The organism is Sphingomonas echinoides ATCC 14820, from assembly GCF_000241465.1.
Taxonomy (GTDB): domain Bacteria; phylum Pseudomonadota; class Alphaproteobacteria; order Sphingomonadales; family Sphingomonadaceae; genus Sphingomonas; species Sphingomonas echinoides.
Map to the genome: position 1 here is coordinate 207,497 of NZ_JH584235.1, position 25,745 is coordinate 233,241.

Annotated in this window: 21 protein-coding genes; 14 read left to right on the top strand and 7 right to left on the bottom strand. The window is 62.6% G+C overall.

Annotation, left to right across the window (positions count from 1 at the left end; all coding sequences use genetic code 11):
• Positions 1-138 precede the first annotated feature (138 nt).
• Entirely contained in the window at positions 139-3,045 is a 2,907-nt protein-coding gene (locus ON00_RS19745; RefSeq protein ID WP_050810886.1) for a hypothetical protein, read from the top strand.
• 9 nt (positions 3,046-3,054) lie between these two features.
• Here the strand turns inward: ON00_RS19745 and ON00_RS00760 are convergent, their stop codons facing one another.
• The gene (locus ON00_RS00760) at positions 3,055-3,399 is read right to left on the bottom strand and encodes a hypothetical protein (RefSeq protein ID WP_154651246.1); all 345 of its coding nucleotides are present in this window, start codon (positions 3,397-3,399) and stop codon (positions 3,055-3,057) included.
• A 701-nt stretch (positions 3,400-4,100) separates the two neighbouring features.
• Between ON00_RS00760 and ON00_RS20025 the strand changes: the two genes are divergently transcribed.
• The 5 genes from ON00_RS20025 (at position 4,101) to ON00_RS00785 (ending at position 7,230) form a co-directional block, all read left to right on the top strand.
• Positions 4,101-4,643, top strand: a complete 543-nt coding sequence (locus ON00_RS20025) for a thermonuclease family protein (protein ID WP_245535611.1) — start codon at positions 4,101-4,103, stop codon at positions 4,641-4,643.
• A 32-nt stretch (positions 4,644-4,675) separates the two neighbouring features.
• The gene (locus ON00_RS00765; RefSeq protein ID WP_154651248.1) at positions 4,676-5,104 is read left to right on the top strand and encodes a hypothetical protein; all 429 of its coding nucleotides are present in this window, start codon (positions 4,676-4,678) and stop codon (positions 5,102-5,104) included.
• Between the two features lie 382 nt (positions 5,105-5,486).
• Complete coding sequence (locus ON00_RS00775; protein ID WP_010402487.1) at positions 5,487-6,263, top strand: hypothetical protein; 777 nt, start codon at positions 5,487-5,489, stop codon at positions 6,261-6,263.
• Positions 6,264-6,297: 34 nt separating this feature from the next.
• Positions 6,298-6,837, top strand: coding sequence for a hypothetical protein (locus ON00_RS00780; RefSeq protein ID WP_010402488.1), 540 nt, complete (start codon positions 6,298-6,300; stop codon positions 6,835-6,837).
• 114 nt (positions 6,838-6,951) lie between these two features.
• Positions 6,952-7,230 carry a hypothetical protein gene (locus ON00_RS00785; RefSeq protein ID WP_154651249.1) on the top strand — a complete coding sequence of 93 codons (279 nt, stop codon included), beginning with the start codon at positions 6,952-6,954 and terminating at the stop codon, positions 7,228-7,230.
• Here the strand turns inward: ON00_RS00785 and ON00_RS00790 are convergent.
• Complete coding sequence (locus tag ON00_RS00790; protein ID WP_010402490.1) at positions 7,219-8,412, bottom strand: HEPN domain-containing protein; 1,194 nt, start codon at positions 8,410-8,412, stop codon at positions 7,219-7,221. The genes ON00_RS00785 and ON00_RS00790 overlap by 12 nt on opposite strands.
• Positions 8,370-8,747: a hypothetical protein gene (locus tag ON00_RS00795; protein ID WP_211207094.1), complete on the bottom strand. Its 378-nt coding sequence runs from the start codon at positions 8,745-8,747 to the stop codon at positions 8,370-8,372. Before ON00_RS00795 ends, ON00_RS00790 begins: the two co-directional genes overlap by 43 nt.
• Before the next feature lie 52 nt (positions 8,748-8,799).
• On the opposite strand from ON00_RS00795, the gene ON00_RS00800 reads away from it, so the two are divergent.
• From ON00_RS00800 to ON00_RS00810, 3 genes are all read left to right on the top strand, one after another.
• Complete coding sequence (locus tag ON00_RS00800) at positions 8,800-12,294, top strand: NACHT domain-containing protein (protein WP_010402493.1); 3,495 nt, start codon at positions 8,800-8,802, stop codon at positions 12,292-12,294.
• A 371-nt stretch (positions 12,295-12,665) separates the two neighbouring features.
• A complete protein-coding gene (locus tag ON00_RS00805; protein WP_211207095.1) occupies positions 12,666-15,479 on the top strand; it encodes a TrlF family AAA-like ATPase in 2,814 nt (937 codons plus the stop codon).
• 10 nt (positions 15,480-15,489) lie between these two features.
• Entirely contained in the window at positions 15,490-16,632 is a 1,143-nt protein-coding gene (locus ON00_RS00810) for an HNH endonuclease signature motif containing protein (RefSeq protein ID WP_010402498.1), read from the top strand.
• Positions 16,633-16,789: 157 nt separating this feature from the next.
• On the opposite strand, the gene ON00_RS21010 is transcribed toward ON00_RS00810, so the two are convergent.
• Both ON00_RS21010 and ON00_RS00815 read right to left on the bottom strand, forming a co-directional pair.
• Positions 16,790-16,945: a hypothetical protein gene (locus ON00_RS21010; protein ID WP_010402500.1), complete on the bottom strand. Its 156-nt coding sequence runs from the start codon at positions 16,943-16,945 to the stop codon at positions 16,790-16,792.
• A gap of 183 nt (positions 16,946-17,128) precedes the next feature.
• Positions 17,129-18,085: an SAM-dependent methyltransferase gene (locus ON00_RS00815; RefSeq protein ID WP_010402503.1), complete on the bottom strand. Its 957-nt coding sequence runs from the start codon at positions 18,083-18,085 to the stop codon at positions 17,129-17,131.
• Between the two features lie 639 nt (positions 18,086-18,724).
• Between ON00_RS00815 and ON00_RS00820 the strand changes: the two genes are divergently transcribed.
• The 5 genes from ON00_RS00820 to ON00_RS00840 all read left to right on the top strand — a co-directional run bounded on the left by ON00_RS00820 (position 18,725) and on the right by ON00_RS00840 (position 22,998).
• Positions 18,725-19,435, top strand: coding sequence for a hypothetical protein (locus tag ON00_RS00820; protein WP_154651250.1), 711 nt, complete (start codon positions 18,725-18,727; stop codon positions 19,433-19,435).
• 75 nt (positions 19,436-19,510) lie between these two features.
• Positions 19,511-20,389, top strand: coding sequence for a 3'-5' exonuclease (locus tag ON00_RS00825; protein ID WP_010402507.1), 879 nt, complete (start codon positions 19,511-19,513; stop codon positions 20,387-20,389).
• Between the two features lie 239 nt (positions 20,390-20,628).
• Entirely contained in the window at positions 20,629-21,111 is a 483-nt protein-coding gene (locus ON00_RS00830; RefSeq protein WP_245535511.1) for a MobA/MobL family protein, read from the top strand.
• A gap of 152 nt (positions 21,112-21,263) precedes the next feature.
• Entirely contained in the window at positions 21,264-22,631 is a 1,368-nt protein-coding gene (locus ON00_RS00835) for a hypothetical protein (RefSeq protein WP_010402511.1), read from the top strand.
• A gap of 67 nt (positions 22,632-22,698) precedes the next feature.
• Positions 22,699-22,998, top strand: a complete 300-nt coding sequence (locus ON00_RS00840) for a hypothetical protein (RefSeq protein WP_010402512.1) — start codon at positions 22,699-22,701, stop codon at positions 22,996-22,998.
• A gap of 25 nt (positions 22,999-23,023) precedes the next feature.
• Here ON00_RS00840 and ON00_RS00845 read toward each other — a convergent pair whose 3' ends face one another.
• Together ON00_RS00845 and ON00_RS19750 are read right to left on the bottom strand one after the other, a co-directional pair.
• Positions 23,024-23,641, bottom strand: a complete 618-nt coding sequence (locus tag ON00_RS00845) for a hypothetical protein (protein WP_211207096.1) — start codon at positions 23,639-23,641, stop codon at positions 23,024-23,026.
• Positions 23,642-23,694: 53 nt separating this feature from the next.
• Positions 23,695-25,740, bottom strand: a complete 2,046-nt coding sequence (locus ON00_RS19750) for a topoisomerase DNA-binding C4 zinc finger domain-containing protein (RefSeq protein ID WP_010402514.1) — start codon at positions 25,738-25,740, stop codon at positions 23,695-23,697.
• Between the last annotated feature and the right edge of the window lie 5 nt (positions 25,741-25,745).

Sequence of the window (25,745 nt, forward strand, 5' to 3'; positions counted from 1 at the left end):
AGACTTGAAGGGTAGAGGAGTTCGTCCGGCTTGGTGGCCGTCCGGGCGCCTGCCGCGGGCTACATGCAGCTTTGTTGAAAGGCGCCATGCATGGCCATGCCCACAGCCTTGTTCTTCGAAAGATATTGTCAGCGGGTCATGCGCGACACGCCGGGTGAATGGCGTCCGTGGGAAATGGATATCCTGGGCGTACTGAAACACCGCGTCGCGAAGGATCTGTCGATGCGCGGGGGTGGGCAGGGGCAGGCGGCTTGGCAGCAGGAAGCCCGGTTCAATATCCCGGGATCTCCACCATCGTCGCGCCAGGTTTCTGCGCAAGGTTTGCGCAGTTTTCATCTGGGGGTGAACAAGCCCGCGCAGCGCGCGGCAAAATCGTTCGACCGCTATGCTGCTTCGAAGATCGCAATTGCCGTCGCCATCGACGCTGACCAGCCTGGGGTTGAACAAGAGCAGAGCGCGCCCGCGATCTACGACGCATACGCCGTCGGCCATGGCGGCGAGCCGGAGGCGGTGCCCGATCACTACACGAACCTGTTGCCCGACTCCGATCGGCGGGCATCGCAATGGGATGCGATCGAGGGGCACGAACGATCGCTCAGGATCAATCACAAGCCGGGACCGCCGCGGGTCGCGATATTCTATGAACGCGCGCCCGATCTGTTCGACCATGCGGCATCCTTGCCCGCTTGCCCGGATGGGTTGCGCAAGGTGATCGAAAAGGAGCAGCGCCGTGTCGCTGTTGGGAAAAAACTGTCCAAGCTCAAGCAGCGGCTCGGCCAGGAATGGATCGACGATACCGCGCCGCTGGCCCAGGCCTGGCTAGAACGATTGCCCGGCTGGGTCGCAGATACTGACGACGATCTTCGCCTTTCCAGGACGTCCGAGGGGCGGGGCGTTCTCACGCACGTGTCAGGCGAGATCGAATATCCTGTAGCGCTGATCGGTGATCCCGACGCGCGCCGCAACATCCGGATGGGCCTCGCTGCCTGGTTCGACGGTCAGCGCAACGCGGGAGATGACCCGGGCGACGGCAGCATCTTGCCCGTCGCGATATTCGATCACTTGCCGGATCGGCTTAACGACCGGCGTAACCTCCACTGTCATTTCCTGGCCGGCACTAGGCGCGTCATGGTGGGCGAAGGCGGCGGGCTGACCTTCGCCGAGCACAAGGTCGATGCGATATCACGCCAGGGTTTTCACGAGCGGTTGCGCGGCGTGTTCGCTGACCTTGCGAACGTCGAGCTTGCGCGGCTCGAAGCCGATCAGCGCCTGCATCCTGGCAAGCTCCGCGAGATGGGGATCGACGGCGTCACCCCGAACAAGAAGCTATATGGTCGAGCCGTCGTGTTGGAGCGCGCGGGGGTCGCGACGGCGCACGGCATCGAGAACGACATCGAGAATTGGCGCCGGCTGTTCGATCGCGCGCGTCGCCGTCATGAGGCGCGGTTCGAAGCGATCGACAAAGCTGATGCCAGCGACGCTGCCAAGGCGATGCAACGACGGGCGTCCGTGCTGCGCCATGAAGCCGAAGAAATCGGTCTCCTGATTAGCATGTCGGTGAGCCGGGCCAAACGAACGGCGCGATATGCCCCGGCGTACGCCGACGCCGCCAAGCGCGATCGCGACCGGGCGAGATGGGAAGGGCGGGGGCTCGAGGCACGGGCCTATCTCGCAATGCTCGACCACGAACTTGCGTCCGAACGTGCCGGCGTAAATGAGCGCCGTCGCGAAGCGGCGCGGCTTGAGCGTGCTGCTCGCGATACGATGACGGTCGAGCGGCAGCGGTCCCGAGATGCAGCCGAGGCGCGCCGCGCCGCGCACCGGGCGGTCGATGACATCGCCAACACGCCGATCCTGGTGACGGAGCGCGACGGTCACTATTTGGTCGAGCGTCGCGACGATCCGGACGGGCTGGTGCTGGGCATCGATCTTGACGCTGCGGACGTCCAGAAGCGTCTGGCCGCTCAGCATGCCGCGCAGCGCAAGGCGCTGGCGCAGGTGCGATCGTTTCTGCACAAACACGGTCACGAGGCGCTGTTCGACGAACGCGCAATCAGCGGCTCGCCATGGTTGCGTGCAACAATCGAACGGTGGCGCGGTGCGCCGATCATCGAACGTGAGGAGCGCGAGCGGCAGGAACGCGCCAACGCGCATCGCGAGACGCTGGTCGCGCGCAATAGGCGATGGGCCGGGCGGGATAATGAAGACATTGGCGACCACATCGCAGACGGCCGCATTGCTTTGCTGCCCTCCGAACTCGATGCTTCGATTGTCGATAACGCCGTAGCGGTGCCGTTCCAGCCAGCTGTCGAGCCGGCGCCAGCGCCGCTGGCCGCTGCCCCGGTCGACGAATGGTTGTGGCGGCCGAAGCTCCCGGCGGTGATCCCGGCCGATATCGCGAAACATTGGCGGGTTGCCGGCATGGATGCGTTCGGCACGGACATCGCTGGGTTCGAACACATACTCGCTGCACCGCCGAGCCGCCGGTACGTCACGGACGGTCCGCTGGCAGACGCGCTGGGACAAGCCGCCGCACGGCTGACGGAGCCGGCGATTCATGCGCGGCTGGCGGCGATCTGGCGGTATCAGGAAATTACCCGGCTCGACCTTCTTGCGACCGGGGCGGTCCCACACTTTGTCCCCGATCCTGAGCCGCCCCGCGATCCGGCCATCGGGCTCTCGGTCGGCCAGATCCTGGCCGATCGCGTCCGGCACAATCGTGACGGTCGCCTGCAAGCGATGTTCGAAGAGATCGAGAACGGCACTCGATCAACACCGGCCCTGCCGATCACACGCAACCGCCTGTTCCGCACGGCGCTGGCCACGATCAGATCGAACGATGACCCGTCAATCTGCCGTCTGTTGGCGGACGCCGCACTCGCGCAGGATGGCAGCCTCGCCATCCGTCGGTCTCAACTGTCCGACGCTGAGGATGCCAGCATCTGGGCAGCATCGAGCATGCCGATCAAGGGCATTGCTAGGCAGCGTCCGGGCGCGGGCCGGCGGAGGCGAGGGCGCGCCTGGCCATCGTCCTACGGGCGTTGATGGACGTCGTTATAATCGCTCCAAGGCTGCCGCTGTGATCTGGGTGACGCCCCAGCCGCCACCGTCCCATTGGACGCTGGCGATCCATCCAGCTTGATCCGATCCGGCGCCGGCAAAGAGCGGTGATGTCGCAGCAGGGCGGAGCGAGCCAAGCACCGTCCCTTTGCCGAACTTGTCGCTTTGAACGCGATCGCCATCGGCCAACGGCGGCTGGGCCGGTGCGGTGGTCGCAGGCGGCGGACTGCATAGCGACATGGCTTCGTCGATCAACCGGCGAATGGCCTCCGGGCGATTGGGCACATCGGACTGCGCTGCGCGCCACGTATCGATGCGGGCCAGCAAAGGTGCGCTCACCTTGACCCCGATCTGGGTCCAACCAGTTGCAGGACGGCCGCGATTTCTGGGACCAGCTTCGTCTGTCATCTCGAATATATGGTATCAGAAATTGCTGTGGCAACCTAATGAGTGTGCCCCGCTCTTTGTCAGCTCTGCGCCCCAATCTCGGTCATTCGCGATGGAGGACTGCGATCCTGAAAGCGGTCGTTCGTTTGATGATCGGGTAAGTTTACTGCTGATGAGCCATCCATCTCATCGCGCCCCTTAGAGCCAGCCTTTAAAGGCAGGCGTGCCCGGACATGAATGCGACGGTGTAATCCGCGCCACGGTGAAAACTTGTGAGAGATCTTCGATCCTCGCTTTGTCTTGGGTGAAATCGACCGACTTTCCTCCTAGGCGCCAGCGTCAGTTTTGCGCCCCAATATTGGACGTTCGACGCGGCCGACGACGATCCCGAAACCCGCCATTGTTCCTTTCGTCGCGGGTAGTCGGCCATTTTGATCCAACATAGGGTTTCCCAAGGCTGTCGTCGATGCTCGCCAGCTGGCATAACAACAGAGTACTCCAACGTTCCCGTGCTCCTGAGCTCCGAAATTCATGGCGATTGTTGCTGGGGTCGCGTGTCGATAGGTTCGTGACGTCGAGGCGATCTAAGGGGCGGCCGCGATCACCGCGAAGGGGCGTAACCGTTGCGATCAACAGGAATTCTGGTTTTGCTGGTGCTGGCCGTAGTCGTCGCTACCTTGACGATTGGTCGGAAGTGGCGCGAACACCATCCAAGTGGTGTTGCGGCAGCCCAACCTGAGCGCGCCTCCGCGTCGGGAGCTGAATTCAGCGGGTCGACGATGGTCGGCGACGCGGGTGCCCCGGTCCGGGTGATAGACGGCGACACGATCGCGATCGGAGAAGATCACGTTCGGTTGTTTGGGATTGACGCTCCCGAAAAAGCACAAACTTGTGAGGTCGAAGGAATAGACAGCGCTTGCGGCGACGATGCAACACGCGCGCTAGAACAGTTGATTGGCACATCCCGACCGACCTGCGTGGAGCGCTCGAGAGATCGTTATGGCCGCGCCGTCGCTGTCTGCTCTGTCAGCGGGAGAGATCTTGGGCGCGAAATGGTGGCGAACGGCTGGGCGGTTGCTTTCACGCGCTATTCGCAGGACTATGTTACGGAAGAAGCTGCAGCAAAGGCTGAGCGTCGGGGCTTATGGCAAGGCAGATTTGAGCGGCCGGATGTCTGGCGCGCCGAGCGAAGATAGTCTGGCCAGCCGGGCGCAAGGGGGAAATGAAGATGGCTGACGACGACATTGCACCCAAACCTCTGGTGCCGACGACGGTGCCCCTCAGTCCCAGCACGAATCTGGACCTTTCTTGGTTGCCCGAGGATCAGCGCGCAGCGCTGCTCACCGACTACACACGTGGAATGCTCGATATATCGAAGAGGGCGCAGGAACTTCACGTCGATGTCGGTGCGCTAAAGTCGACACTCGCGACGCTCACCGAGACGACTCGGCAGGTTGCTGACGACGGCAATGCGGTCACGGTTAGTCATACCCAAACCAGTGCAGTTGGCCGCACCGAAGTCATTATGGGGAACACGGACAATGCCCGGACGGGCAAATTGTCGCGATCGCAGACCGGCGAGACGAACTGGACACCGATCTATATCATCGCCGGCATCATTGCTTTGGTGCTGATTGCAGCAGCGTTCGCGCGCTAACAGTGTTCCGGGCGACTGTCCGACTTGACGAGCGAGCCGATGTTCAGCGTGAGGCTACGGCACTCCGCGCAAAAGCCGAACAGGCCAAGCTCGATCCTCAAACGATCGATTTGCTCTCGCACGGATTCGAGGAAATCTTGGGTCCGCTTGTCGAAACCGGCAGGAAGCTAAAGGCCCAAGGGAGCCGGATCGACGTTACGCGTAAACTGGAGGGCAAGGCTTATTCTGTCGTGTTGAAATTTTCCACGGACCGGCGAAGTGGGGTTTTCGGGTGGTTGTCCCGCTTTCTGCGCCGTAGCTGATGGCGCGCGGGTACCGATCTGGACGCTATCGTGGCGGTTCGTCGCAACGCTCTTCATATGATCGCCAGCGCTCGGTCGGGATGGAGCGCGCGCTAGAGCACATAGAGGCGGCGAAGCGGCTCAGCGCCGAGCTCGGTGGCACCGACAAGGACGTTAAGGAATACTTCTTCAAGCTTCCACCGCGTGCGATGGCGTCGCTCCTCGACGAATATGGCCGTCGATATGGTTCGTCCGCGAAAGAATATGCTTCGAACACGATCGACAAATGGCGATCAGGCAAGGTCCACATGAGTGGTCTCGTCGCGGAGCGATTGTTCGGCCTATTGCCGCCGCGAATGCCTCTTACCGAGAAGTACAAGCTGACCGAGAGCCTGTGGGAGCATTTCGGCCCGCGGTCGAAGAAGAGGCTTAGGATTGGGATCAACGCCGATATCGGCGCTGTTGTCGAAGCAGTGCAACGGCACTTTGATGGAGTCATTTCGCACTACAAGATTCCCGAACAGCTCGAGCGCCGCTTCAACTGGCTCGCCGCCGGTGATGTCGAAGTGAAACAGCAGTTGCTCAATTTCCTGCGCGATCGCGAGCGTTCGCTACTGAGCGAGGGCGCCCGAATTCAACTGCCCGTCATGCTTCAACACATCAGGGCGGATACCACGAAGCTCACCAGCCGCATGTCGCAAACGCTCAAGATCGGGAAACACGAGCTCGAGCTATTGGTCGACGGCGATGCGATGGGCGTTCAGCTTGAGGAATGGACGCCCGCCACCAAGCAGCGCGGTGGCAATGACAGCTCTTGGGGCGGCTGGCTGGTTGCCGTGTTCATCCTCCTACTCGTGCTCTGGAAGTGCTCAAAATAAGGACTGGTCGCTTACAGGGGGCAATCAAAACAAGATGAGCCGGATTGTCTACCTCGACCAGAACGCGTGGGTTGCGCTGGCACGGGGGTCTTGGGACAAGACTGAGTTCCCGCGCGAGCACGCCACCCTGACCAAGGTCGTGGATCGGGTGCGCTCGAACGAGATCATCGTGCCACTCAGCTTCGCCAACATCTACGAGACGGCGAAGATCAACGACCCCGTCCGGCGCGCCACGATGGCCCGCGCCCAGTCCCTCATCAGCGCCGGCCGCGTGTTCCGCGGCCGCCGTCGCGTCCTGACCGAGACGCTGACCGCCTACATCGCCGCCAAGAACTCGATTGCTCATCCGGCGCCCGCCGAGCGCTGGTTCCTCTCAGACCTGTGGTTCGAGGCGGCCGGCGACTACACTCCCGAGACCTACGGTTTCGAGATCTCGCAGCGCGTGCTCGACGCGATCCGCAAGGATCCGGCTCGCGCGCTGTTTGACTACCTCGCCTTTCAGGACGAGGCCATCCGGCAGGAAGCCGTGCGCCGCAACACGGCGAGTTCGGTCGAGCTCATCTCAGGTATTTAGTCTCGCCGCGCCATCGCCGCCGGCGAGCCGCTGGCGCTCAGGAGGCGGGCGTACGGCGCACGCCTGATCATCGACGAGCTCGACTTCATCTTCGCGACCGCTCGCAAGCTCGGCTTGGACTGGAGCACCGTCAGCGACATTGGATCATCGCTGGTGCGGAGCTTCACGGTCGATGTGCCTGTGTTCCACGTCGAGCGAGAACTGGTCGTGCGGCTCGAGGACCAAGCACGGCCGATCGCCGAGAACGACCTGCGCGACGTGATGGCGTTCACGACCGTGCTGCCGATCGCGGACGTCATCGTCGCCGAGAAGCCGTTCGTGAACCTCGCGCGGCAGGCCAAGCTCGGCGAGACCTACGGCACCGAGCTGATGACCTCGATCCTAGACCTCTGATCCTGCTTCGGGGTCTTCTTCGGTCTCGTCCGCCGGTTCGGCCGCGCCTGCGACCCGAGAGGTGAGTAGCAGATCGGTGTCAATCTTGAGCGGATCGAGATAGGCCGGATGTGCGATGATCGAATTGATCACGGTCCGAAGCACGTCGACCGCCCGCTTGGCGGCAGCGTACTCGTCTAGGTCCTTGGACTTGCGCCTCCCACCGTGGACGATCGCCGAACGGAACCCGTAGGTGTCGTTGATCGCCGTGCGCACCTCCTCCATCCTCGACCGGTCGGCATCGAGGCCGATCAACGCCGCAGCGCGCATGCGCAGCTTCCAGGATATCGACTGCCCATCGCTGTCCCCCAGCAGGATCTCCAGCGCGATCGTCGCGTCGAGGATCACGTCCGCCAGTTCATCCCGGGTCGAGGCAGCGTTGAACCTGCGTAGCGCGAGGGCGAAGCGACTGTCCTCGATGGCGAGCAGGCCGGCCCATGTCCGTGCCACCGCTTTCATGTCGTCCTTGCTGACGAGCGGAAGGTCCTGGTTCATCCAACCATAGTTGTCGAAATGCGGCGGGTAGCGTCGCGCACCGACGGCGTAGACCTCGGGATCGCCGAGCCGGTCGTGACTGCGCCAGCCCCGGGCTAACCGAATCTCTTGCGCGTAGCCCGTATCGATATCGAGGCGGAGCCGGAGCGCCGCGAAGAAGGAGTCGACGACGGCCGCGATATCGTTGGACGGGGCCGACAGGATCTCGCCGAGCGACAGTTTCGCGTGATTCGCGACGCCCCATTCGGTGAGGACGAGGGCATGAGTCGCCGACGCCAGAACGGCGTCGTGCCCGTTGGCGGCGTGCGCCTTGCCCTCCCAGCGCGCGCGATGGAGTCCGTCGGACATCCGGATCAGCAACGCATTCTTGGCAAGCCGAACGCGGTCAAAGTCGAACCGCACTAGGGCGATGGGGATCACGACCGGCGTCTTGAGCCAGTCGTCGGTCAGCCCATTTAGCAGCGGCTGTAGCACCGACGAGCGCGTCTTCGCGTCGGACGCGACGTCGCCGTGGCGCAGCATGAAGGTGTTGGCCGCGTGCTCCACCCCCATCGTCACCAAGATGGTCGTAAAGTCCGGGTGGACCTTCTCCATGTAGCACCGGCTCACTTCGGGATCGTCCAGGACGAAGCGGACCAGCTCGCGCATGTGGGGGAACAGAGGTCTTCCGGGAACTTGCCCTTCGCACGTGCCTCGTCGTCATTCCATGGCGGCTCCAGAACGCTGCTGAACTTCAGCGCCCCGTTCCGTTCAAAGAGCGGCGCCTCGGAGATCGACGGCATCCCGTTGTCGCGCATCGACACCTTCGGCCATTTCGCACCCTCTGGCTTCTTACCCTCCGCCAGCTTGGCGCGGATGGCGTCGATCGTTTCCTCGAGCGCAAGGTCGTGGAGGCGACGAAGCTCATCGGCTTTCGCGCCAACGACGCGGACGGGTTCTGGGATCGTGGACATCGGCGCTATGTAGTGCGTGCGGGCAGTCACGCCACCGAGGCGGCTTGTTGACTTAGGCGACGGCGGGGGCAACCTCGGAGCAATGGCAGAGGCAGGCGGCACGAGCACCCAATCCGGCATCCGGTACCAGAACTCGGTGGCCGCGCTCCACATGGGACGGATGCTCGATACCCGCGCCCGTCCGATCGGTGACCGCGTCCTCTCGGTGCGCGTCGAGGCACCCGAACACGTCGACGACATCGTCGTGCGCTACGCCGATGGCGCGACGCGCTTCATCCAGGCGAAGCTGACCCTACGCCAGGGGGACGCTGCGTGGGACGGGCTGTGGCAGGCGATGGAGCGACAGCGTCAGTCTCTCGGCGCGATCGATCGCCTCGGGGTCGTTCTCGCCGACGCCGGCTCGCTCGCGGCCAACCTGCGATCCTGCGCCGAACGGACAAACGGTTCGGACGCGACGGAATGGAGAAGCAGGCTCAATAAGGAACAGGAGGCCCTGGTTGACGCGGTTGAGGCGACGCTCGGTTGCGACGACGCGGTAGCATTCGACCTCTTCAAGCTCATCGACGTCGAGCTCTTCACGGAGGACATGGTCGAACGTGACCTTCCGCCGCTCTGGATGCCCGCCGTTGCCGACCCAGTCGCGTTGCATGGCCACCTGCGCGACCACGCCGGCGGCGGCGCGCGGACACGAGCGCTGTTCGAGCCGGCCGGTGTCCGGGCGCATCTGCGCGAACAGCACCGTATCGACATCAGCGATCCCGAATCCTGGGGATCGGAGATCTACCGGACCGCCGTCGCCGCTACGTTGCGGATCGAGGTCCCCGGCACGAGCATCGTTCGCTCGATAGCGGAAGGGTTCGTATGGCCTACCGCCAAGAAGCCGGATTCGGGCAGGAGACCGGATTTCGACGACGAGTGGAGCAGCTGGCGAGCCGCCGTCGAGCCCGACGGCATCGACCTCTCCACCTTCCCCTCGGCGGAACTGGACAAGGTCGTGGTCGTGGCCGGCCCGGGCTTCGGGAAGAGCACGCTGCTACTGGCGCTAACGGCGAAGGCGCTATTGCTAGACCTCCTGCCCGTCCTCGTCACCGCGCCCGATCTCTCGCACTCCGACCTTGAGATCCTCGAGCACATCCAGACGAAAGTGAACGCGAGCTACGGCGTCTCGATCGACTGGCGCCAAGCGGCCGAGTCGGGCCTCGTCGTGCTGCTGCTCGATGGCCTGGACGAGGTGGGCACCGACCGTCGTTCGGTGATCCTCGATCGGCTGCGCCGCTTCTCGGCGATCCACCCGGCGGTCCACTGGGTGCTCACCGTGCGCGACGCAGCTGCGCTCTCCGCCCCGACCGAGGCGAAGCTGGTCGAGCTGTCGCCCCTCAGCGACAACGCGGTCCGCCAATTTGTGGCGGCCTATTGCCCAGGCGACGACGAGATCTACCAGCGGCTGCACATGCTGTTCGAGTCGCAGCCAGAGATGCGGCGGCTCTCACGCATCCCGCTCTTCCTCACCATGCTGCTCGCGACCGACGGGCGCACGGGCGACCTGCCGAAGGACCGCACCGACGTCATCGAAAACTACCTGTCGCTGCTGTGGGACCCTGCGCGGTTCAAGCCCAGCGATGGCATCACCACCGACCCAGGCGTAATGCGAGACGTTGCGCAACGCGCCGCATTCGAGGCGCTCGAGAAGGACGAGATCGGGCTGTATCAGCGGCTCCTGGAACGTATGCTGCCGCCGCCGGCCAGCAGTCGCGTCGTGATCGCTGACTTGTTGAAGTGCGGCGTCCTGCGCCAGCCGGAACCATCGCGCTTCGAGTTCCCGTTCCCGATCGTCCAGGAATACCTCGCAGGCTGCCACTTGGTCGAACAGCGCGCCGACGACATTCCGAGGAGGCTGGCTTCGCTCGCCAAGCGCCCGTGGGCACAGGCGATCCAGTTCGCGCTGGAGCGTCACGACGACCCAACCAAAATCGTCGACGACCTTCTCGCCGAACCTGACGACGCGTTCGACACCCACACGCGCCTGCTCGGCCGCTGCACGGCCAACGGGATGCGGGTGAGCGCCGCGCAGCGGCGGGCGATCACCCTGCGGCTCCTTGCGCGTTGGGATTCCAACAGCTTCTGGCGCGCGCGGGCGATCGGAAACCTCCTCGCGGACGGGTTCACGAAGCCGCTGATACCCGAACTCCGCGCACGGCTGTTCGAGCGGCGGCTGCTCCACTACGGCAGCGGGCGAGTCCTCTGCCAACTGGCCGACGACGACCTCTCGCTCGAGATTCTGCACGAGCTGGTCTCGGAGAATGTCGGCAGCTTACTCAACCTCAGCGAGTTCCAACCGGAGGTCGACCGCGTTGGCCAGCGAGCATTCCGGCTGTACGTCGCTGCGGCTGAGGTGTGGGCGGACGATGACAGCGGCGTTAGGGGCGTCGCCGCGCTGATCGACCATCTGAGCGGCGCCAACGTCGACCAGGCCGACATCAGGCAGGCAGTCGAGGACGAGACGCTGCCGACCACGATCCGCGCCGCCGCCCTCTCGCTCGCCGACCCGAGCAAGAGGTTCGACTGCGCCGAGACGATCGCCCACGATGCCCTGGCCGCACCTGGGTGGAGCGCGGCCAGCGTGTCCGCGCGGGCGGCGGTCAGCGCCAAGGTTCCAGTTTCCGTCATGGTGCGCTGGGCGCGGGAGTTCGAGACGAGCAGCGGTCCCGAGTTCATCGGGAAGGTGATATCGAGGTGCGAACCACCCCGCAGGGCGTTGCTCATCCGCGAGTTGCTCGCCGACGCGAACCTCACCGGCGTGGTTCGCAAGCACGCCCTCGTCTTCGCGATGTCTTTCGAATGCGCTGAGGCATTCGACGAACTGCTGAGCGGTTTCGGCCACCTGGAAAGAGAGATCGTAGCCGCGACGTGCTCGCTCCTCGGCCACTTCCCAACGATCGAGGCGGCTGAACGCGCCAAGACGGCCCTTGAGAGTCGGAACTGGGACGCCGATGAACGCCGTTCAATCTCGTCGAGCCTCCAGACCGGGCTCTCGGGCAAGCTAGAGATGAACTCGTTCTCATCCGGCTCTATCCGGATGACCGAGATCCATCCGGGCACGCCCCTTTTTCTGCCCCTCCTTGCGGAATGGACAGGCGAAGGCGACTACGAGCCGAGCGACGCGCTACGCATGACGCTCGACCTCGTCCGGCTGGGGCAGGACCACGCGTTAGCCGACGTGCGTCCTCGCCTAGCTGCGGCGATCGCCGCGCCGCAGACCGGGCCGCGCGACATCCATTTCCAGGATCATGTCATTGGCAATGCCGTCGAACTACTACAGGACCGGCGCGAACCTCTCTCCCTCACCGAGCTCGAGGAGATCGCGCGGTCCCGAACGCATAATGCGCGCTCGTCGGCGTTAAGGGCGATCGCCCGCCAGGGTACCACCGCGGCCTGTGAGAGCCTAATGGGCCTTTACCCTGAGCTCGTCGACGCCTCATCGCGCGATTCCCTGTTGAACGCGCTGCAGACGCTCGCGGCCCAACTGGGGCTCAGGGTCAACGTGGAGGGCGAACAATTGACGGTTACCTCGGTCTGAATCCGACCAAGCGATATTCAGGCTTATTGACGCGGAGGCTGTCGGCGCACTGAGAGCCGCCATTCGCGGGGAGTGGCGTCGGCGCGCGGCGATTGGCAGAAATCAGGTCCCCCAAAGGCCTAACTGCCGCGGTGTTTCTGTCATTCGGCCGGGACCGGTTAGGTGCGCTTTTTGAAGAACTCACGATCTGTGAGCGAGCAAAGGCAATTAACCCCCTGTCGCTCACCGGAGGTTGGGCCCCATACGCCAGAAATGACTGTGTTATCATAAGGCGTACGCCTAAAGCTGTTGCATCGTTCTGCATTCAACTTTGCCATGAACAGCTCGGGGATAGCCAACTCGCAGCATTGGCTAGCGCGCAGGGGGCTTATATGAGTTTTGCGTATTGGCGTAAATGTGATTTTCAGTTGCACTCGCCGCGAGACCCGAACTGGTCGGGCGCGCGACCCATAGGCCTCGGCGAGGACTTGAATGGTCAGCCAGCAACCGCGGTTGATGTCGACCGTGAACGCCAGATTTGGGCAGATTCATTCGTCGATGGCTGCGTCGCGCGAGGCCTGGAGGCCATTGGGCTCACCGATCATCACGAAATGGTTATGGTGCCTTATGTCCAAGAGGCGATAGCGCGCCGCAAGGCAGGCGACCCTTCATTCGATCTGTGGCTGTTCCCCGGAATGGAACTCACCGCCCGGGGCGGCGTCCAATGTCTCATCCTGTTCGACGCCGATCTATCGGAGGATTGGCGACGGGAGGCGTTGGGGAAGCTGGGCATCGTTGTTGCGGATCTCGACGACAAGGCGATCAAAGCGCCGCGCGTCACGCAGCTCACCTGCTCCTACCCCGAAATCGCCAGCGAATTGGACACGGTCCAGAAGCTGGTCGGCCGCTACATCGTGCTGCCGAACGTATCGCAAGGCGGCCGGCACACCGTCCTGCGCGACGGGGCTCACGCGGACTTCAAAACGATGCCCTATGTCGGGGGATATCTCGACAACGGCCAGACGGTCGACACCCTACAACAATCGAACCGGACCCGGCTCTCGGGCACCGATCCCATGTGGGGCGATCGCTACATATATCCCTTGCCGACCTCCGATGCGCGCTCGGCCGATCTAGCCAACGTTGGCACGAACAATTGTTGGATCAAGCTCGCCGCGCCTACTGCCGAAGCTATTCGCCAAGCCTTCCTAGGCTATCAATCGCGCATTTCGGTCGGTCGTCCATCCGTATCGAACCTCAGCGTCTCCGCGATCCGCCTCACCGGCTCCACAATCCTTACCGACGCGAGCCTGCTGTTCAGCCCTGAACAGAACGCCTTCATTGGTGGCCGTGGCAGCGGAAAGAGCAGCTATCTCGAATATGTCGCATTCGGTCTGGGTCGAAGCTGCTTCGACCTGAAGAAGACCGAATATAGCGGCAGCGACCGCAACGCCGCGCTCATCAAGGACACCATCGTCAGCGCGGGTGCGGGCGTCGAGCTGGACGTTCTTCAGGACGGTGCTCAATTCAAGATCACGCGGACTGGCGGGAATAGCTACCAACCACAGGTCACTTACCCTGACGGCTCGATCCAAGAGCTATCGACCAAGGAGCTGCGCTCTCTGTTTCCCGCGGTCGTCTATAGTCAGGGCGAGCTTTCCGAAATCGGCAAGCAGGCGGGGAAGCGCGCGCAGCTTTCAGATCTTTTGCAATTCGTCGAACCCGAGTTCAAGCTTGAAGACGACCGCCTTTTGGCAGATCTCGAAGCTGCAAAGCTTGCGGTACGTGGCGCCCTCCAGTCCCTCGTCGAGGCATGGTCCACACAACAGGAACTGCACAAGCTGACGACCGCCAAAGGCGCGCTCGAACAGCGCATTGCGGCGCTTAGAAAAACTCTCCCGGCGCAGTCAGATGACGATAAGAAGATCGTCGGACGTTACGATAGCCTGGCCGAATATGACGGCCGCCGTTCCCAAGCTTCGGCGCAGGTCGCGGCCGTCATGGATGAGCTGACCGAGCTGTGGCGCACGTCTCGGCAGCCCGTCGATCTCGCATCCGATCTGCCCGAAGCGGCCGAGTTTCGGGATTTATACACGCGCTTCAACGCCGAGTTTCAGGCCGGTGTCGAAGCGCTGGGCAAAGGGCTGGGCGCCATTCGCACCGAGATGGACGGCGCGCACGAGAAGCTAGCAACGACCATAGCCACCTCAAAGTCGAGCCGTGATAATGTGATGGAGAAGCTGATCGAGCATCGGTCCGTCACCACCCAGATCGACAATCTCCAGAACGAATTAAAGGCGCTGGTGGAGAAGATCGGCACCGTACAGGTCGCGATGACCTCGCCAGACGAGAAGTTTGGTGCGCTGTCGCGTGCCATGAACGCCCTCAAAGCCGCCGTGACCGCGCGCGGCGAGAAAACGGCAGACTGGGCTCACCAGATCGAAACGCTCTCGGGCGGGCGCATCAGTGCCGATCTTCATGTCGACGGCGGCTGGTCCGATATTCGAGAGGCCGTTGACCAGCTCAGCGCGAAGTCCGGCTCACAGGCGGAAAGCCGCCAGACCCAAGTCACCGAACAGATTACGGCGGCTTCGCCCTGGGGATTCCTCGATGCCTTGCGGACGGAATGTCTCGCTGCCCTGCGGTACAAATATGTCGGTTCGAACATCGCCGGCGAGCAACCCTCCTATTCAACGCTGTCCCGAACCATCGGCGGCACGGAGAAGACGCTCGCGATGTGTCTCGATCTCATGGATGTTCCACGTGTCGAGGCCATTGCAACCGCGACACCGCAACCCGACATCGCGCTATCCTATTGCGACGATGACCGGAAGATCTCGTTCGAGCAGGCGTCGGAGGGACAGCGCGCTGCCGCATTGTTGCTCATGCTATTGGAGCAACCGGGCGGTCCGCTGATCGTGGATCAACCGGAAGGCGATCTGGACAACAAGGTGATTTCTGCCGTCACGGAGAAGCTGCACGACGCCAAACAGCGCCGCCAGATCATCTTTGCGAGCCACAATGCCAACATCGTCGTAAATGGCTCGTCCGAGCTGGTCGTGAGCATGGGCCTGTCGGACAGCGGCAAGCGGCAAATTCACTGCGGCGGCGCCATCGATAGGGCGGATGTCTGCTCGACGATCACCGCCACCATGGAAGGCGGCGAAAAGGCGTTTCGCGATCGCAAGAGCAAGTACGGCTATTAGGGGCGCCGACATGAACCGAACGCAGGCAGCCTTGGTCAGTCGGGGAGTGGACACCGTCCGCGCTCAACAACTCGTCGCTGACGGGTGGACGGTCAGCAAGCTCAGGGCCTCCACGGAGGCGGACTTAACAGCACTGGGGTTGGGCGAGGTCATCATCTCTCAGATTGTGAAGGGTGCCAGGCCAGCCATCCCCATCCCGACGCTCATGCAGGTGCTTTTCGCGAACCGCTTCACATGCTGCGTCTGCCGGAATTCCGAACGTGGCATCATCCTGCACCATATCATCCCATGGGAAACAAGCCGCGATCACAGCGCCCCAAATCTAGCCGTCCTCTGCCTAGAGCATCACGAGAAAGCCCATATCCGGAGCACTTTATCCAGGAACCTCGATGCTGACGCCCTCCGCTCGTTCAAGGCAGAGTGGGAAGAAGTGTGCAGACACTCCGATCTTTCGGCGATCCTCCAAGCGTCGAGGTTAGACTATGATGCCTGGCTATATTTCAATCATTTGAGGCTGTTTGAACTCGCGAAGCAACTCCAGCTTCGGTTCAAAGAAATTGACGGATTCAACGGCGCGCGTCGGTTGCGACTGATCGACGCCGCTGGGCATATTCTGCCTCGAAATTCGCGCATATCCTACATGTACGATGGAGCGGAAGGGCAGACCCTCTACCATTACGTCCGCGGTGTATTGGAAGAGGTGCTCAAGCGAATCCGCGTAGTCAACTTCTCGGACCTTCTCGATCGATCCAATGTGCATGCGCTGCTGGCGGCGGGCGACTTTCTGCTCGTCCAAGGGGCGCACACGTTCAAGGGGCTGACGGATCGCAAGAAGGGCCAAGGCGAGGCGATGCAGGGTTCCCGCCGCGCCAACAATGTTGAGTTGAGATACTCCTTCGATCGATGGGAGGCGACCTCTATGTCCGCGTGGTCGACTTGGCTCGCCGGCCGCCAATCCGTGGCCAGCCTCGTGCAGGTGAAGGACATTCAACGCGAAGATGGCGACGCGGTCATTGCGGCCACGGTGATCGCGATCTCGAACGGGCATCATAAGTTGCAGCATCGGAACTACTCACCCCGCTACGGCCGCTACATGTTCTACAATTACGATGAAGATGAGGCAGATGATGACTGGGGGGATCTGGACGGGTAGGCCTGTGAAGTGGTCTGCTTTCACGAGGCTCACAGGGGCGCCTATTGTCGGTTTTATTTGCAGTTAGGGAGTCTGGCGTTGCACGCCCAATGTCGGATTTGCCGCTTCGCTGACTGAAACCGGACTAGCAGGAAGCGGCCCAAAAACCGCCGTCGATCTAGGTGCGCTTGTCCGCCAGAGCATTCGCAATCATCGCGCTCAGGGCTTCTTCTGCTGCGGCCTTTACGACATGATCGTCGGACAATAGGTCACGCCGCATCCAGTCGGGGGCGCGCCTGACGACGTCGGCGATAATTTGCTCGGAGTCGGACATCCCTGAGGTACGAGCAGGTTTCGAGGTTGTCGGCAACGTACCTATGTTTGCTGTTTCGACAGCTTGCCGATTGGGCCGGCGATCAAACTCATCGAAGAATCCGAGGCTTTGGGCGCGAAGGCGGCCGACATCCACTCGAATGCCGGCCGCATCGTTCGCCAGGGTGGCGGGTGGTGAGCTACTTCACGGCATCTGCTGACGGTAAAGCGCCACAATTTCCGACCGCGACAAGCTCGGATTGCCGGCGACGTTTCCGGCGACGCTGGCAAAGTCGAGCTTTCTCATGATCGCTTCGACCCCGGGCGCGACGGCCTTGATGAAATAGTGCGAGTTCGGGCTCCGCGAGAAATCGCGATGAACTCGGCCGGCTCGCGCGCCCACTCGCTGGATCACAAAATCGGCGCGCTCCGGCGTGGTGAACTCGAAGTCCGGGTGCCGGGTTTCGACGGGCCTCAGCTGCCGCGGTTCGGAACGGCGTTCCCAGATCTGAAAGATCGCCGGTACGTTATACGGTTTGCCGCGAAACAGGAATGCGTTGTCCGGCACTACTTCTTCGCGAACCAGGTGAAAATACCGATCGAGGCGATTTTCGATCGACGCCTTTCGGAACGACCGCGGCACGATCAGCGCAATGACATCAGCCTGCCGTGCCGCGTGATTGAAGAACTTGACCGCCATGCTGGCGTTCTTGCCAAACGGCGGGTTGCCGATGATGGCACGCGGCCGGCTGCTTTTGATGTGGACCGTCAGGAAGTCGGCCTTGATGATACCGGGGTATTTCGGGTCGATATCATAGGCGAGGCTACCGGGGGGCAATAGTTTGTAGAACGACCCCGTGCCGGCGGACGGCTCGATCATCAGGTATCGAGCTGGATCAAAATGCTGTCTGAAGGTCCCGTAGAAGTGTTTCGCGACGCCAGGGCGGGTATAGTATTGATCGAGCAGGACGTCCCGCGCCCGATAATCGGTCTTCGACTTTCGCTGGCCGCGTTTACCGCCACTCTTGCCGACATTGGGTTGGACTTGGACGAGCGTCTCCGCCGGCGGGACAGTATCAGGTCGCGTCGATGCAGCGCGAACGACGGGGACATGGCGATAGACGTCGAACGTGCCGACGGGCAGTTTTGCTAACGAAATCATGAGGAGACATTCCTGTCAGCGAACGGCTCCCGGCGGCCGTTCAAGACAATCCCACCAATTCACATGGTGGAACTCGAGACGGTGCTCCTCTCGTCTCGATCGCGCATACCGGGCGCCTAGCGACACGCATCGATGAATCTCGACGACCGCCTCACCCTGCGCGACGCTCCGCGTGGATCGGGATTGGGCCGTGCGCCGTCAAACGACGCCTGGTGCCTCGTTTCTTTCGATTATCGCACAGCGATCGGCAAGACCGAAGGCTGGTTAACGATTGTACCGTTTCGATACAGTGACTTAGGTTGCCATTCCCTCTTGAATTAGACCGCAAAAACGGACCGCTTGTGTCGCGGCCAACGTCTTCATTGTCGCCGCGGCGTGGAAAAGGGCTGCGGCCCACTGCACCAATACTCGAAGGTTTCCTTCGAGTAGATCGTGGAAAAGGGCGGCCGGTCGCAGTGATGGCCGCGACCATCGAAGGGCGCTTGGAACAGCAGGGCAGACTGAAATTGCAGTGAGGATTGGGAAGTAGAGGAAAAGAGTTGATATTCAGCTCTTGGCTTCCTGGTCCTCCTTGCAAGGAGGTCTGTGATGCAATCACCATTAGTACCGCCAATCATCCAAGCGGTCGGGCTGGCGTGTGTGCCGGTCGACGACATGCCGCCGAATACATCGCTGGCGCGCAAGCCGGTCGCGGCGGCGATCATCACCATTACCAGGCGTGGTGACGGCCATCGCGACGCGATCGTCAAATCCGTGTCGGACGCTCGCGACCTCGAATGGCCGCTCCCGGTGCTGATTGATGATGCTCTGGTTGGTGGAGCGCCCACGATCATCGCCGACAGCGATCGTGACGTGCTGACCACCGAGGCAGCATCGCGGCGCTTTTTCGCCGAGCCCAGGCTCGGCGCGCTGGCGAAAGGGCAGGGGGCCATCGATCCTGCTGCCATGCTCGGCGAGCGGCATGACGAATCGGCATTGTGCCGCCGGCTTGGTATCCCCGCCAACCTCGTGCCTGATATGGACGTCGGCCGATGGTGGAATCGTAACGCACCCGTAGCCGTCGAGGATGTCGCGCTGACCGCTGCCGTGTCGCGGTTGGTGCTGTGGGCGCATTTCGCATCCTTTCAAAGCGCCGAGCCCGACGCGTTCTTCGAGACGCTATTGCCGCTGCGCGAGCGGCTGATGGAACTGGAAGCTGATCATCCCGGGTTGAAGCCGTTCCTGGCGTCTCGACCGTTCCACCGCGCAGCGTCGTTTGCGAGTTTCTATCGCGAGTACCGCGCCAAACGCGACGCCGGCGACACCGAGGCCAAGTGGGTGACGTTCGAGGACGGCCAGTCCTACGTTTGATCGCTGCCGCCACCATCATGAACATCGACAAGACCCCGCTTCGGCGGGGTCTTGTCGTTTCAAGGAGACGACATCATGCCGCAATGGCTGTCGCCCGACACCGAGAGCGCCGCCGCGTTGCTCGAGGCTCATCCCGATTATCGCGTGCTGCGGTCGCTACCGCCGCTCGATCTGCTGCCGCTCCCGGCGCCCGAAGGACGGCTTCGTACCGCCGCGATCATCGATACCGAGACCACGTCGCTCGACCCTGCAACCGGCACCATCATCGAACTCGCCATCTGCCGCGTCACGTTCGATGGCCGCGGGCGGATCGTTGCGATCGGTCCGCTCAACGATTGGCTGGAAGATCCCGGCCATCCGCTGCCACCCGAGATCGTCAAGCTGACCGGGCTAAGCGACCACGACCTGGCCGGCCAACGCATCGACGATGCCAGGATAATCGAGTTGCTGTCGAGCGCCGATCTGATCGTCGCGCACAATGCGAGATTCGACGCGGCCTGGATCGAGCAACGCTATTCCAGCCTCGCCGGACAGGCCTGGTGTTGCTCGCTCACCGACGTGGATTGGCGAGGGTTGGGTTATGAAGGCCGTCAACTTGGTGCCCTGCTCGGTGAAGTCGCCGGATTTTTCAACGGTCGACATCGTGCGGACGCCGATGTCGCGGCCTTGGTTGCGCTGCTGACGGCGATGCTGCCGTCGGGGCGAACCGCGTGCAGCGAAATGATCCTCTCAGCGCAACGCCCAACCGTCCGCATCATTGCCGATCACGCACCGTTCGAGGTGAAAGACCGACTGAAAGTCCGTGGTTATAAGTGGGACCAGAAAATCCGCCGCTGGTGGAAAGAGGTTACCAGCAATGCGGCCGAGGATGAGCGCCTCTGGCTCGCTGAGCATGCCGGGTGTCGTAATCCGACCGTGCGCGACATTACTTGGTATCAACGCCACCGCGGCTGACGCCAATCCACAGTTCTCAGCAAATTCACGAAATCCCGCGGGGTCACCCGCGTGGATCGCCGTCCTGTGCGGCATCACCCCCCAAGGAGAAGTCTATGTTCAGCCTTTACCATGATCGTCCGTTCAATATCCGCTACGCCGTCCAACAGCATAGCGGACGGTACACACCGGAACTGTTGCGCGCGCATCGTACTGCGCGCGCCTCATACCTATACATCAATCGTCAGTACGGGGTGGATTTGGTCGGGCCGACGCCGGACTGGTCAATCCGCGACGACTTGGTGGCAAGCGGTCGTTGCGCGCCTGCGCGCGCCAATCATCCTGCGTTGGATGGCATCGGATTGTGGGATCAGGCCGACGCGCACGCCGCCGTCATCCGCCCGGACGAGCCGGTTTGCGCCCATGCGGTCGGATCGCTGCCGATCGGTGAGAGTGTCGCCGGTTGGCGCAACATGATCGAAGGTTTCTGCGAAGATCACCTCGTCGCGCAAGGCATGGTGACCGACTGGGCGATCCATCAGCGTGAAGCCGATGGCGAGCGCCTGGAAGTCCTGCCGCACTGCCATCTGCTGATCACCATGCGCGCGTTCGACGCCGCGCGGCCCGATCTTGGTCGCGTGCGGCAGAACTGGTTGCGCAGCGAAAAAGCGCGCAAAGCGCTCGCCGAAAAATGGTGGGCGTACAGCGGCATTGCTCCGCGTAGCTACACTCTCGCGGCCTAGCCTAAAGCCCAGGGGCGGCTTGGCCAGCCTTCGTTGGCGCGTGCGAAAGTCCACACAAGGCACAAACCGGTACGACCTGGAGCCGGTCGCCCCTATAAGCTGGTAGTTCGGGCTCGATCCTGGACGTGAAACCTTAGTCCAGGAGAATTACCATGACCAATCCCAAGCCACTCAGTTCGCTGGAAGCCGAGTTTCGTCGTCGGCTGCGGCGGATCGACCCCGTGACCGATGCTGGTAACGGCCAGTCGCTGGCCGACGCCGCCGCGAGTCTGATTGCAGCTGATGCAGTGCAGGCTGAGGTGACCCCGGAAGCCGCGACACGGATACCCGACGCGGCATTGGTGGCGGGGATGACGGCAGTAGCAGATCTGTTGCGCGGAGGGGTAACCAAGGTCGTTGTGCTTCCGTTCGGCACCAAGGCCCGCTGGATCGATCACGGCCTCGTGACGGTCGGCGACCAGCATTACGTCATGGTGGATGTCTGGGGCGGCATGCACCGCGAGCATGAAGCGCCGGCATCGCAAGTCGGCCCGAACCTCGACAGGTTTTTGGCCGAACTGAAGCATGAGACGGAAGGGCAAGCGTGTCGCGGGCTGGGCACGCCCGTGGTCATCATCGAGGAGGGCTCGGTTGACGCGTACTCGCTCCACTTCGCGCCGTGCGCTGCAGCTGGCGGGGTGTCGCTCAATGTGCCGATCGAGCGGCCGATCAACCAGCTGCCGCACGACGCCTTCGACCTGATCGTCAAGTTGATGGCTTATGCGATGGAAATCTTCTGGAGCCAGCGCTCGTCGCTTGCGCGGCGGGCGAGATCGGCGAAAACGACGTTCGAAACCGAGGTGGCACTTGCCGGGACGGATGCTGCCGGCCTGACCCTCGTCGACTTCTGGTCGAGGCCATTCGAGGTGGTGGACTTTACGGGCGAGACGATACCCGAAAAACTCACCCTCTATATCGGCCTGCAAACCTTTGACGCGGCGCTGCGTCCGGGTGTCGAACACCGGCTCGTGCCTGGCAAGGTGCAGGCGCAAGCGGCGATGCAAGAAGCGGTGCGCGCGCATGTCGCGAAAGCAAAGCGGCTGAAGCAAGGCGGCGCGCTCTGTGTCGAAGGGTTGGCAGCCACCATCCTGGTGGCCGCGCCCGGTGGGAGCATCGCCGTCCTGCGGCGCCTCTCGCAGCGGTTGGCGACCGATGTCGTCTTGCCGATCTCGCGGGGCCGGCAACTCGTGTCGCGTCTCTATTGGTCGGACGGGACGATCAAGGCTTGGCAGATAGCGCACGAACAGGTCCAGTTTCGTGACGAGGAGGTGACGCTCCGGAATCTTCCCCTGCCCAATGCGATTGCAGATGGCCTCGTAGGTCGCCGGCTGGACGAGATCATCGACATGTCGATGCCATGCGCCGCCAGGGTTCGCTGGGTCGAGCGTCGTTCCGAAGGAACCCTTGTCCTGCGGTTGCACGACGTGTTTCACGACATCGATTTAGCATCGGGCGAGATCGGGGAGGCCATACCGTTCTGATCGCGCGACCACGAAGTGAAGGTTGAAACGGCAGTGAGGGCAGAACTCGGTATTGAAAGGAAAAAAGATGATTGTCGCTGCGCTCTCGATCGGTCTGATTTATGGCCTCGCACGATGGCTCCCGCCCATGCTTGTCGCCGTGACCGCCACGTTCATCGCCGTCATGCTAGCTAGGAAGGCACAGCGTTTGACCCGTGCGATGCTCGCAGGTCGGCCCTGCGATCTCGACTATGATCGCAAGCCCACCCGCGCGCAGCGACGCCTGATACGCGCGAGCCTGCGGGTTGCGCTCCAACAGACCGAACTCAGAAGCTTGTTTCCATCGACGATGGCAAGCGCGGGACGTTGGGACAGTTCGGCTCGCTGACCCAACCAACATGCTGCCAAGGGTGTCATCGCGCCCACGGTAGCCGGTATGCGGTCGACCCGGTTTCGACGATCAACACGGAGCCGCCACTGGTCTGGTCGACCGCCGCCACACGCCAGCCCGATCCTCGAACCGAGGCGTGGTCCACGACTTCCTCCACCAGCCGACCGATAAAGCCAATCGCCATCGTTTCTGGGATTGGACGGCCCAGCTCGATCCGCAGCAACCCGAAGCAGGTATCAAATGTGACCGTCTTCAGACGGACGCGGACCTCGATCGAATGGGCATCGATACGTATTTTGGCGGACCCGTAATTCGACAGGTCGACGCTGGTCCCGTGCATCAACTGCGTGTCTGGCCACGCTGGTCGCAAACCTGCGACGATATGGCGAAGAATATGCTTCCCCCACGACGACCTGTTACATCGCGACGACAGCCGGGGTCGACGTGGCCACCCATAACCTGGCTCGATCGTTTCGATCACATCGTCGAACTCGAGGCCATCGCTCGCCAGCAGTGCGATCAGAAACGGAGATACCGACCGAACCGTCGCGCCGATCTCCTGCCGGAAAATTTCGCGCGCACGGTCGGCATAGCGCTTCTCGGCTACTCCAATCTCGCGCCGCGCCTTGCTGCGTGCCAATTGCATCCGCCGAGTGTCACCGGGCGAGGGCGAGTCGGGGCCTGCATCGCCGCTCATGGCGTGCCCTTCCTCCGGATGGTGCTCGTGCCATGGCAATTGGGGTAGGCGCTGCAGCCCAGGAACGGCACGGGCTTTCCGTTGACGGCCGGTCCCCAGCGCTTAACCATCGACGACCCGCAACGCGGACACGTCCTGGCCGCTCGCTTCTTTCCAGCCTTCCTTTTTTTGACTTTCGCGGGCCTCGGCGCGGGCAATGTGCCGATGAAGATGTTCCGCCGGACGTGGCCGGCGATCCCGAGTTGCGTCATGTCGGCCGCGGCCTGATCGCGCGCCGCCAGGGCCGCTTCAACGTCCCGGTCGAGGAGCCACACTGATTTTCGAACACGCGCAACCTTGGTCTCAAGGTCGGTAAGCAGGGCCTGCGCTCGAAGTTCGAGTTGCCGCTCATGCTGCCCGACCGCCGCTTCAGCGCTGGCAAACACTTTATCTCGGTCTGCCGAACGTGCGGCCTGCTCCGCCCGCACCGCGATTTCTTCGCGCCAGAACAGCAGTGATACGATTCGTGCTTCGCCAATGCCGCCGATAGCGGTGAGGGCAGGGCGGGATACATCCGCCGCGCTCGTAATCCCATGGGTGGCGAGGTGGGTGCGAAGAGCCGAACCGATACTGGGGACCTTTGCCTGATGGATCGTTTCGCGCGCCATGATGTCTGTCGCCATCCGGCCCGTCATCCGTGCGGCCGTCCGTGCGACGACCGCTGATCTGGCAGTGCGGATACGACCAATCTGAGCGCCATATCTGCGCACCTGGTCAATCAGCTTGGCGATATCCCAAATGCCGAGCCGCGAGCGCCACTCGTCCAGCGCTCGGGTTGCCGCCAGTTGCGCGGAATCGTTGCGCTCGATGAACTTTTGCGTGACTCCCGACAGCAGTAGATCGGTTCTGCCCGCCACCGCGGCCAGCGCCTTTCTAGCCCCTTTGCTCGGCGGCATGTCCTGTCGCGACCATATAGGCATCACTGCTTCGCCGGCGTGACGCTTGGCATATTTGATCGCCTCGGCGACAGCGTCGCCTACCTTTGATGACTGCACCGGTCGACCAGGGTTGGTCGTCGTCACCCCACCCGGAAAAATTGGCCGCCCGGTCTCACGCTCGATACGGCACCACGGGCACGACGCATATTCTTGTGGCACGTAGTGATTCGAGATGCGCGGGCAGGGCGTCAGGCTCGTCGCGAGGCCACCAAGCGCGTTGATCCATGCGGCGGCGCTGGGTCTCGAGCGCCTGCGACCGGCAAATGCCCCCTCGAAAAGGAGCCGAATCGAGCGTGGCAGATCATCCAGCCTGAGTGCGCCAGGGGGTGGCGTCGCACCAACGGTCCGCAGCAGCGAATAGGCGAACCGGCCCTGGACGATCGCTTGCTCGAGCGGAACCGGCCGGCCGCGCACTACACCAGCGTAGGGATGGCGACCCAGGGCAAGAAGCTGGAACAGGATAACGGCAAGGCCGAACGCGTCGTGATCGGCTGTGCGATCCATCGCGCCGAATGGCATGCCCTGGAGTTCGGGCGGCGTGAAGTCGGGCATGCCGACGCGGCAGCGGTGCTTACCGATCTGAAAGCTGTCGGCGTCGATCAGCACGACGGTACCGTTCTGCGCGACGAGAAAGCCGGCGCTATTGATGTCGCCGATCACGACGCCCGCTGCGTGCACGTTTGCCACGATTCGCGCAACGTTGAGCGCGACGTGCACCAAAAATCTGTAATCGGCTTTCGGGAAATGCTCGCGGCGAGACGCGGTGGTGATCAGTTCGTGGATCGGCTGATGACTGATCACCCGCCGCATCGTAAAACCGGCAAAATGTCCGTCGGCGGTGCGGACGATCTCTAGCGGGAACGTCACGTTCGAGCACGTTGCACCGAGACCGCGGGCGATGATATCGCGGACCTTGGCCTCGCGCGCGGCATCGGGCGCCATGTAGACTTTGACTGCGCGTCCCGAACCATCGGCGGCCGCGTAGATCTCGCCTTCGCCGCCACGCCCGATGCGGCCCGCAATGGGAAAGGGGACGCTGCCGCACAGTACGATCGGCGTCGTCATCCGGC

Excerpts from the sequence above, each read along its gene's own strand:
- ON00_RS00765 (WP_154651248.1), top strand. The coding sequence starts at position 4,676 with ATGGCTGACGACGACATTGCACCCAAACCTCTGGTGCCGACGACGGTG.
- ON00_RS00825 (WP_010402507.1), top strand. The coding sequence starts at position 19,511 with ATGCCGCAATGGCTGTCGCCCGACACCGAGAGCGCCGCCGCGTTGCTC.
- ON00_RS00780 (WP_010402488.1), top strand. The coding sequence starts at position 6,298 with ATGAGCCGGATTGTCTACCTCGACCAGAACGCGTGGGTTGCGCTGGCA.
- ON00_RS00775 (WP_010402487.1), top strand. The coding sequence starts at position 5,487 with ATGGAGCGCGCGCTAGAGCACATAGAGGCGGCGAAGCGGCTCAGCGCC.
- ON00_RS00790 (WP_010402490.1), bottom strand. The coding sequence starts at position 8,412 with ATGCGCGAGCTGGTCCGCTTCGTCCTGGACGATCCCGAAGTGAGCCGG.
- ON00_RS21010 (WP_010402500.1), bottom strand. The coding sequence starts at position 16,945 with ATGTCCGACTCCGAGCAAATTATCGCCGACGTCGTCAGGCGCGCCCCC.
- ON00_RS00800 (WP_010402493.1), top strand. The coding sequence starts at position 8,800 with ATGGCAGAGGCAGGCGGCACGAGCACCCAATCCGGCATCCGGTACCAG.
- ON00_RS19750 (WP_010402514.1), bottom strand. The coding sequence starts at position 25,740 with ATGACGACGCCGATCGTACTGTGCGGCAGCGTCCCCTTTCCCATTGCG.
- ON00_RS00815 (WP_010402503.1), bottom strand. The coding sequence starts at position 18,085 with ATGATTTCGTTAGCAAAACTGCCCGTCGGCACGTTCGACGTCTATCGC.
- ON00_RS00810 (WP_010402498.1), top strand. The coding sequence starts at position 15,490 with ATGAACCGAACGCAGGCAGCCTTGGTCAGTCGGGGAGTGGACACCGTC.
- ON00_RS00840 (WP_010402512.1), top strand. The coding sequence starts at position 22,699 with ATGATTGTCGCTGCGCTCTCGATCGGTCTGATTTATGGCCTCGCACGA.
- ON00_RS00835 (WP_010402511.1), top strand. The coding sequence starts at position 21,264 with ATGACCAATCCCAAGCCACTCAGTTCGCTGGAAGCCGAGTTTCGTCGT.
- ON00_RS00805 (WP_211207095.1), top strand. The coding sequence starts at position 12,666 with ATGAGTTTTGCGTATTGGCGTAAATGTGATTTTCAGTTGCACTCGCCG.
- ON00_RS19745 (WP_050810886.1), top strand. The coding sequence starts at position 139 with ATGCGCGACACGCCGGGTGAATGGCGTCCGTGGGAAATGGATATCCTG.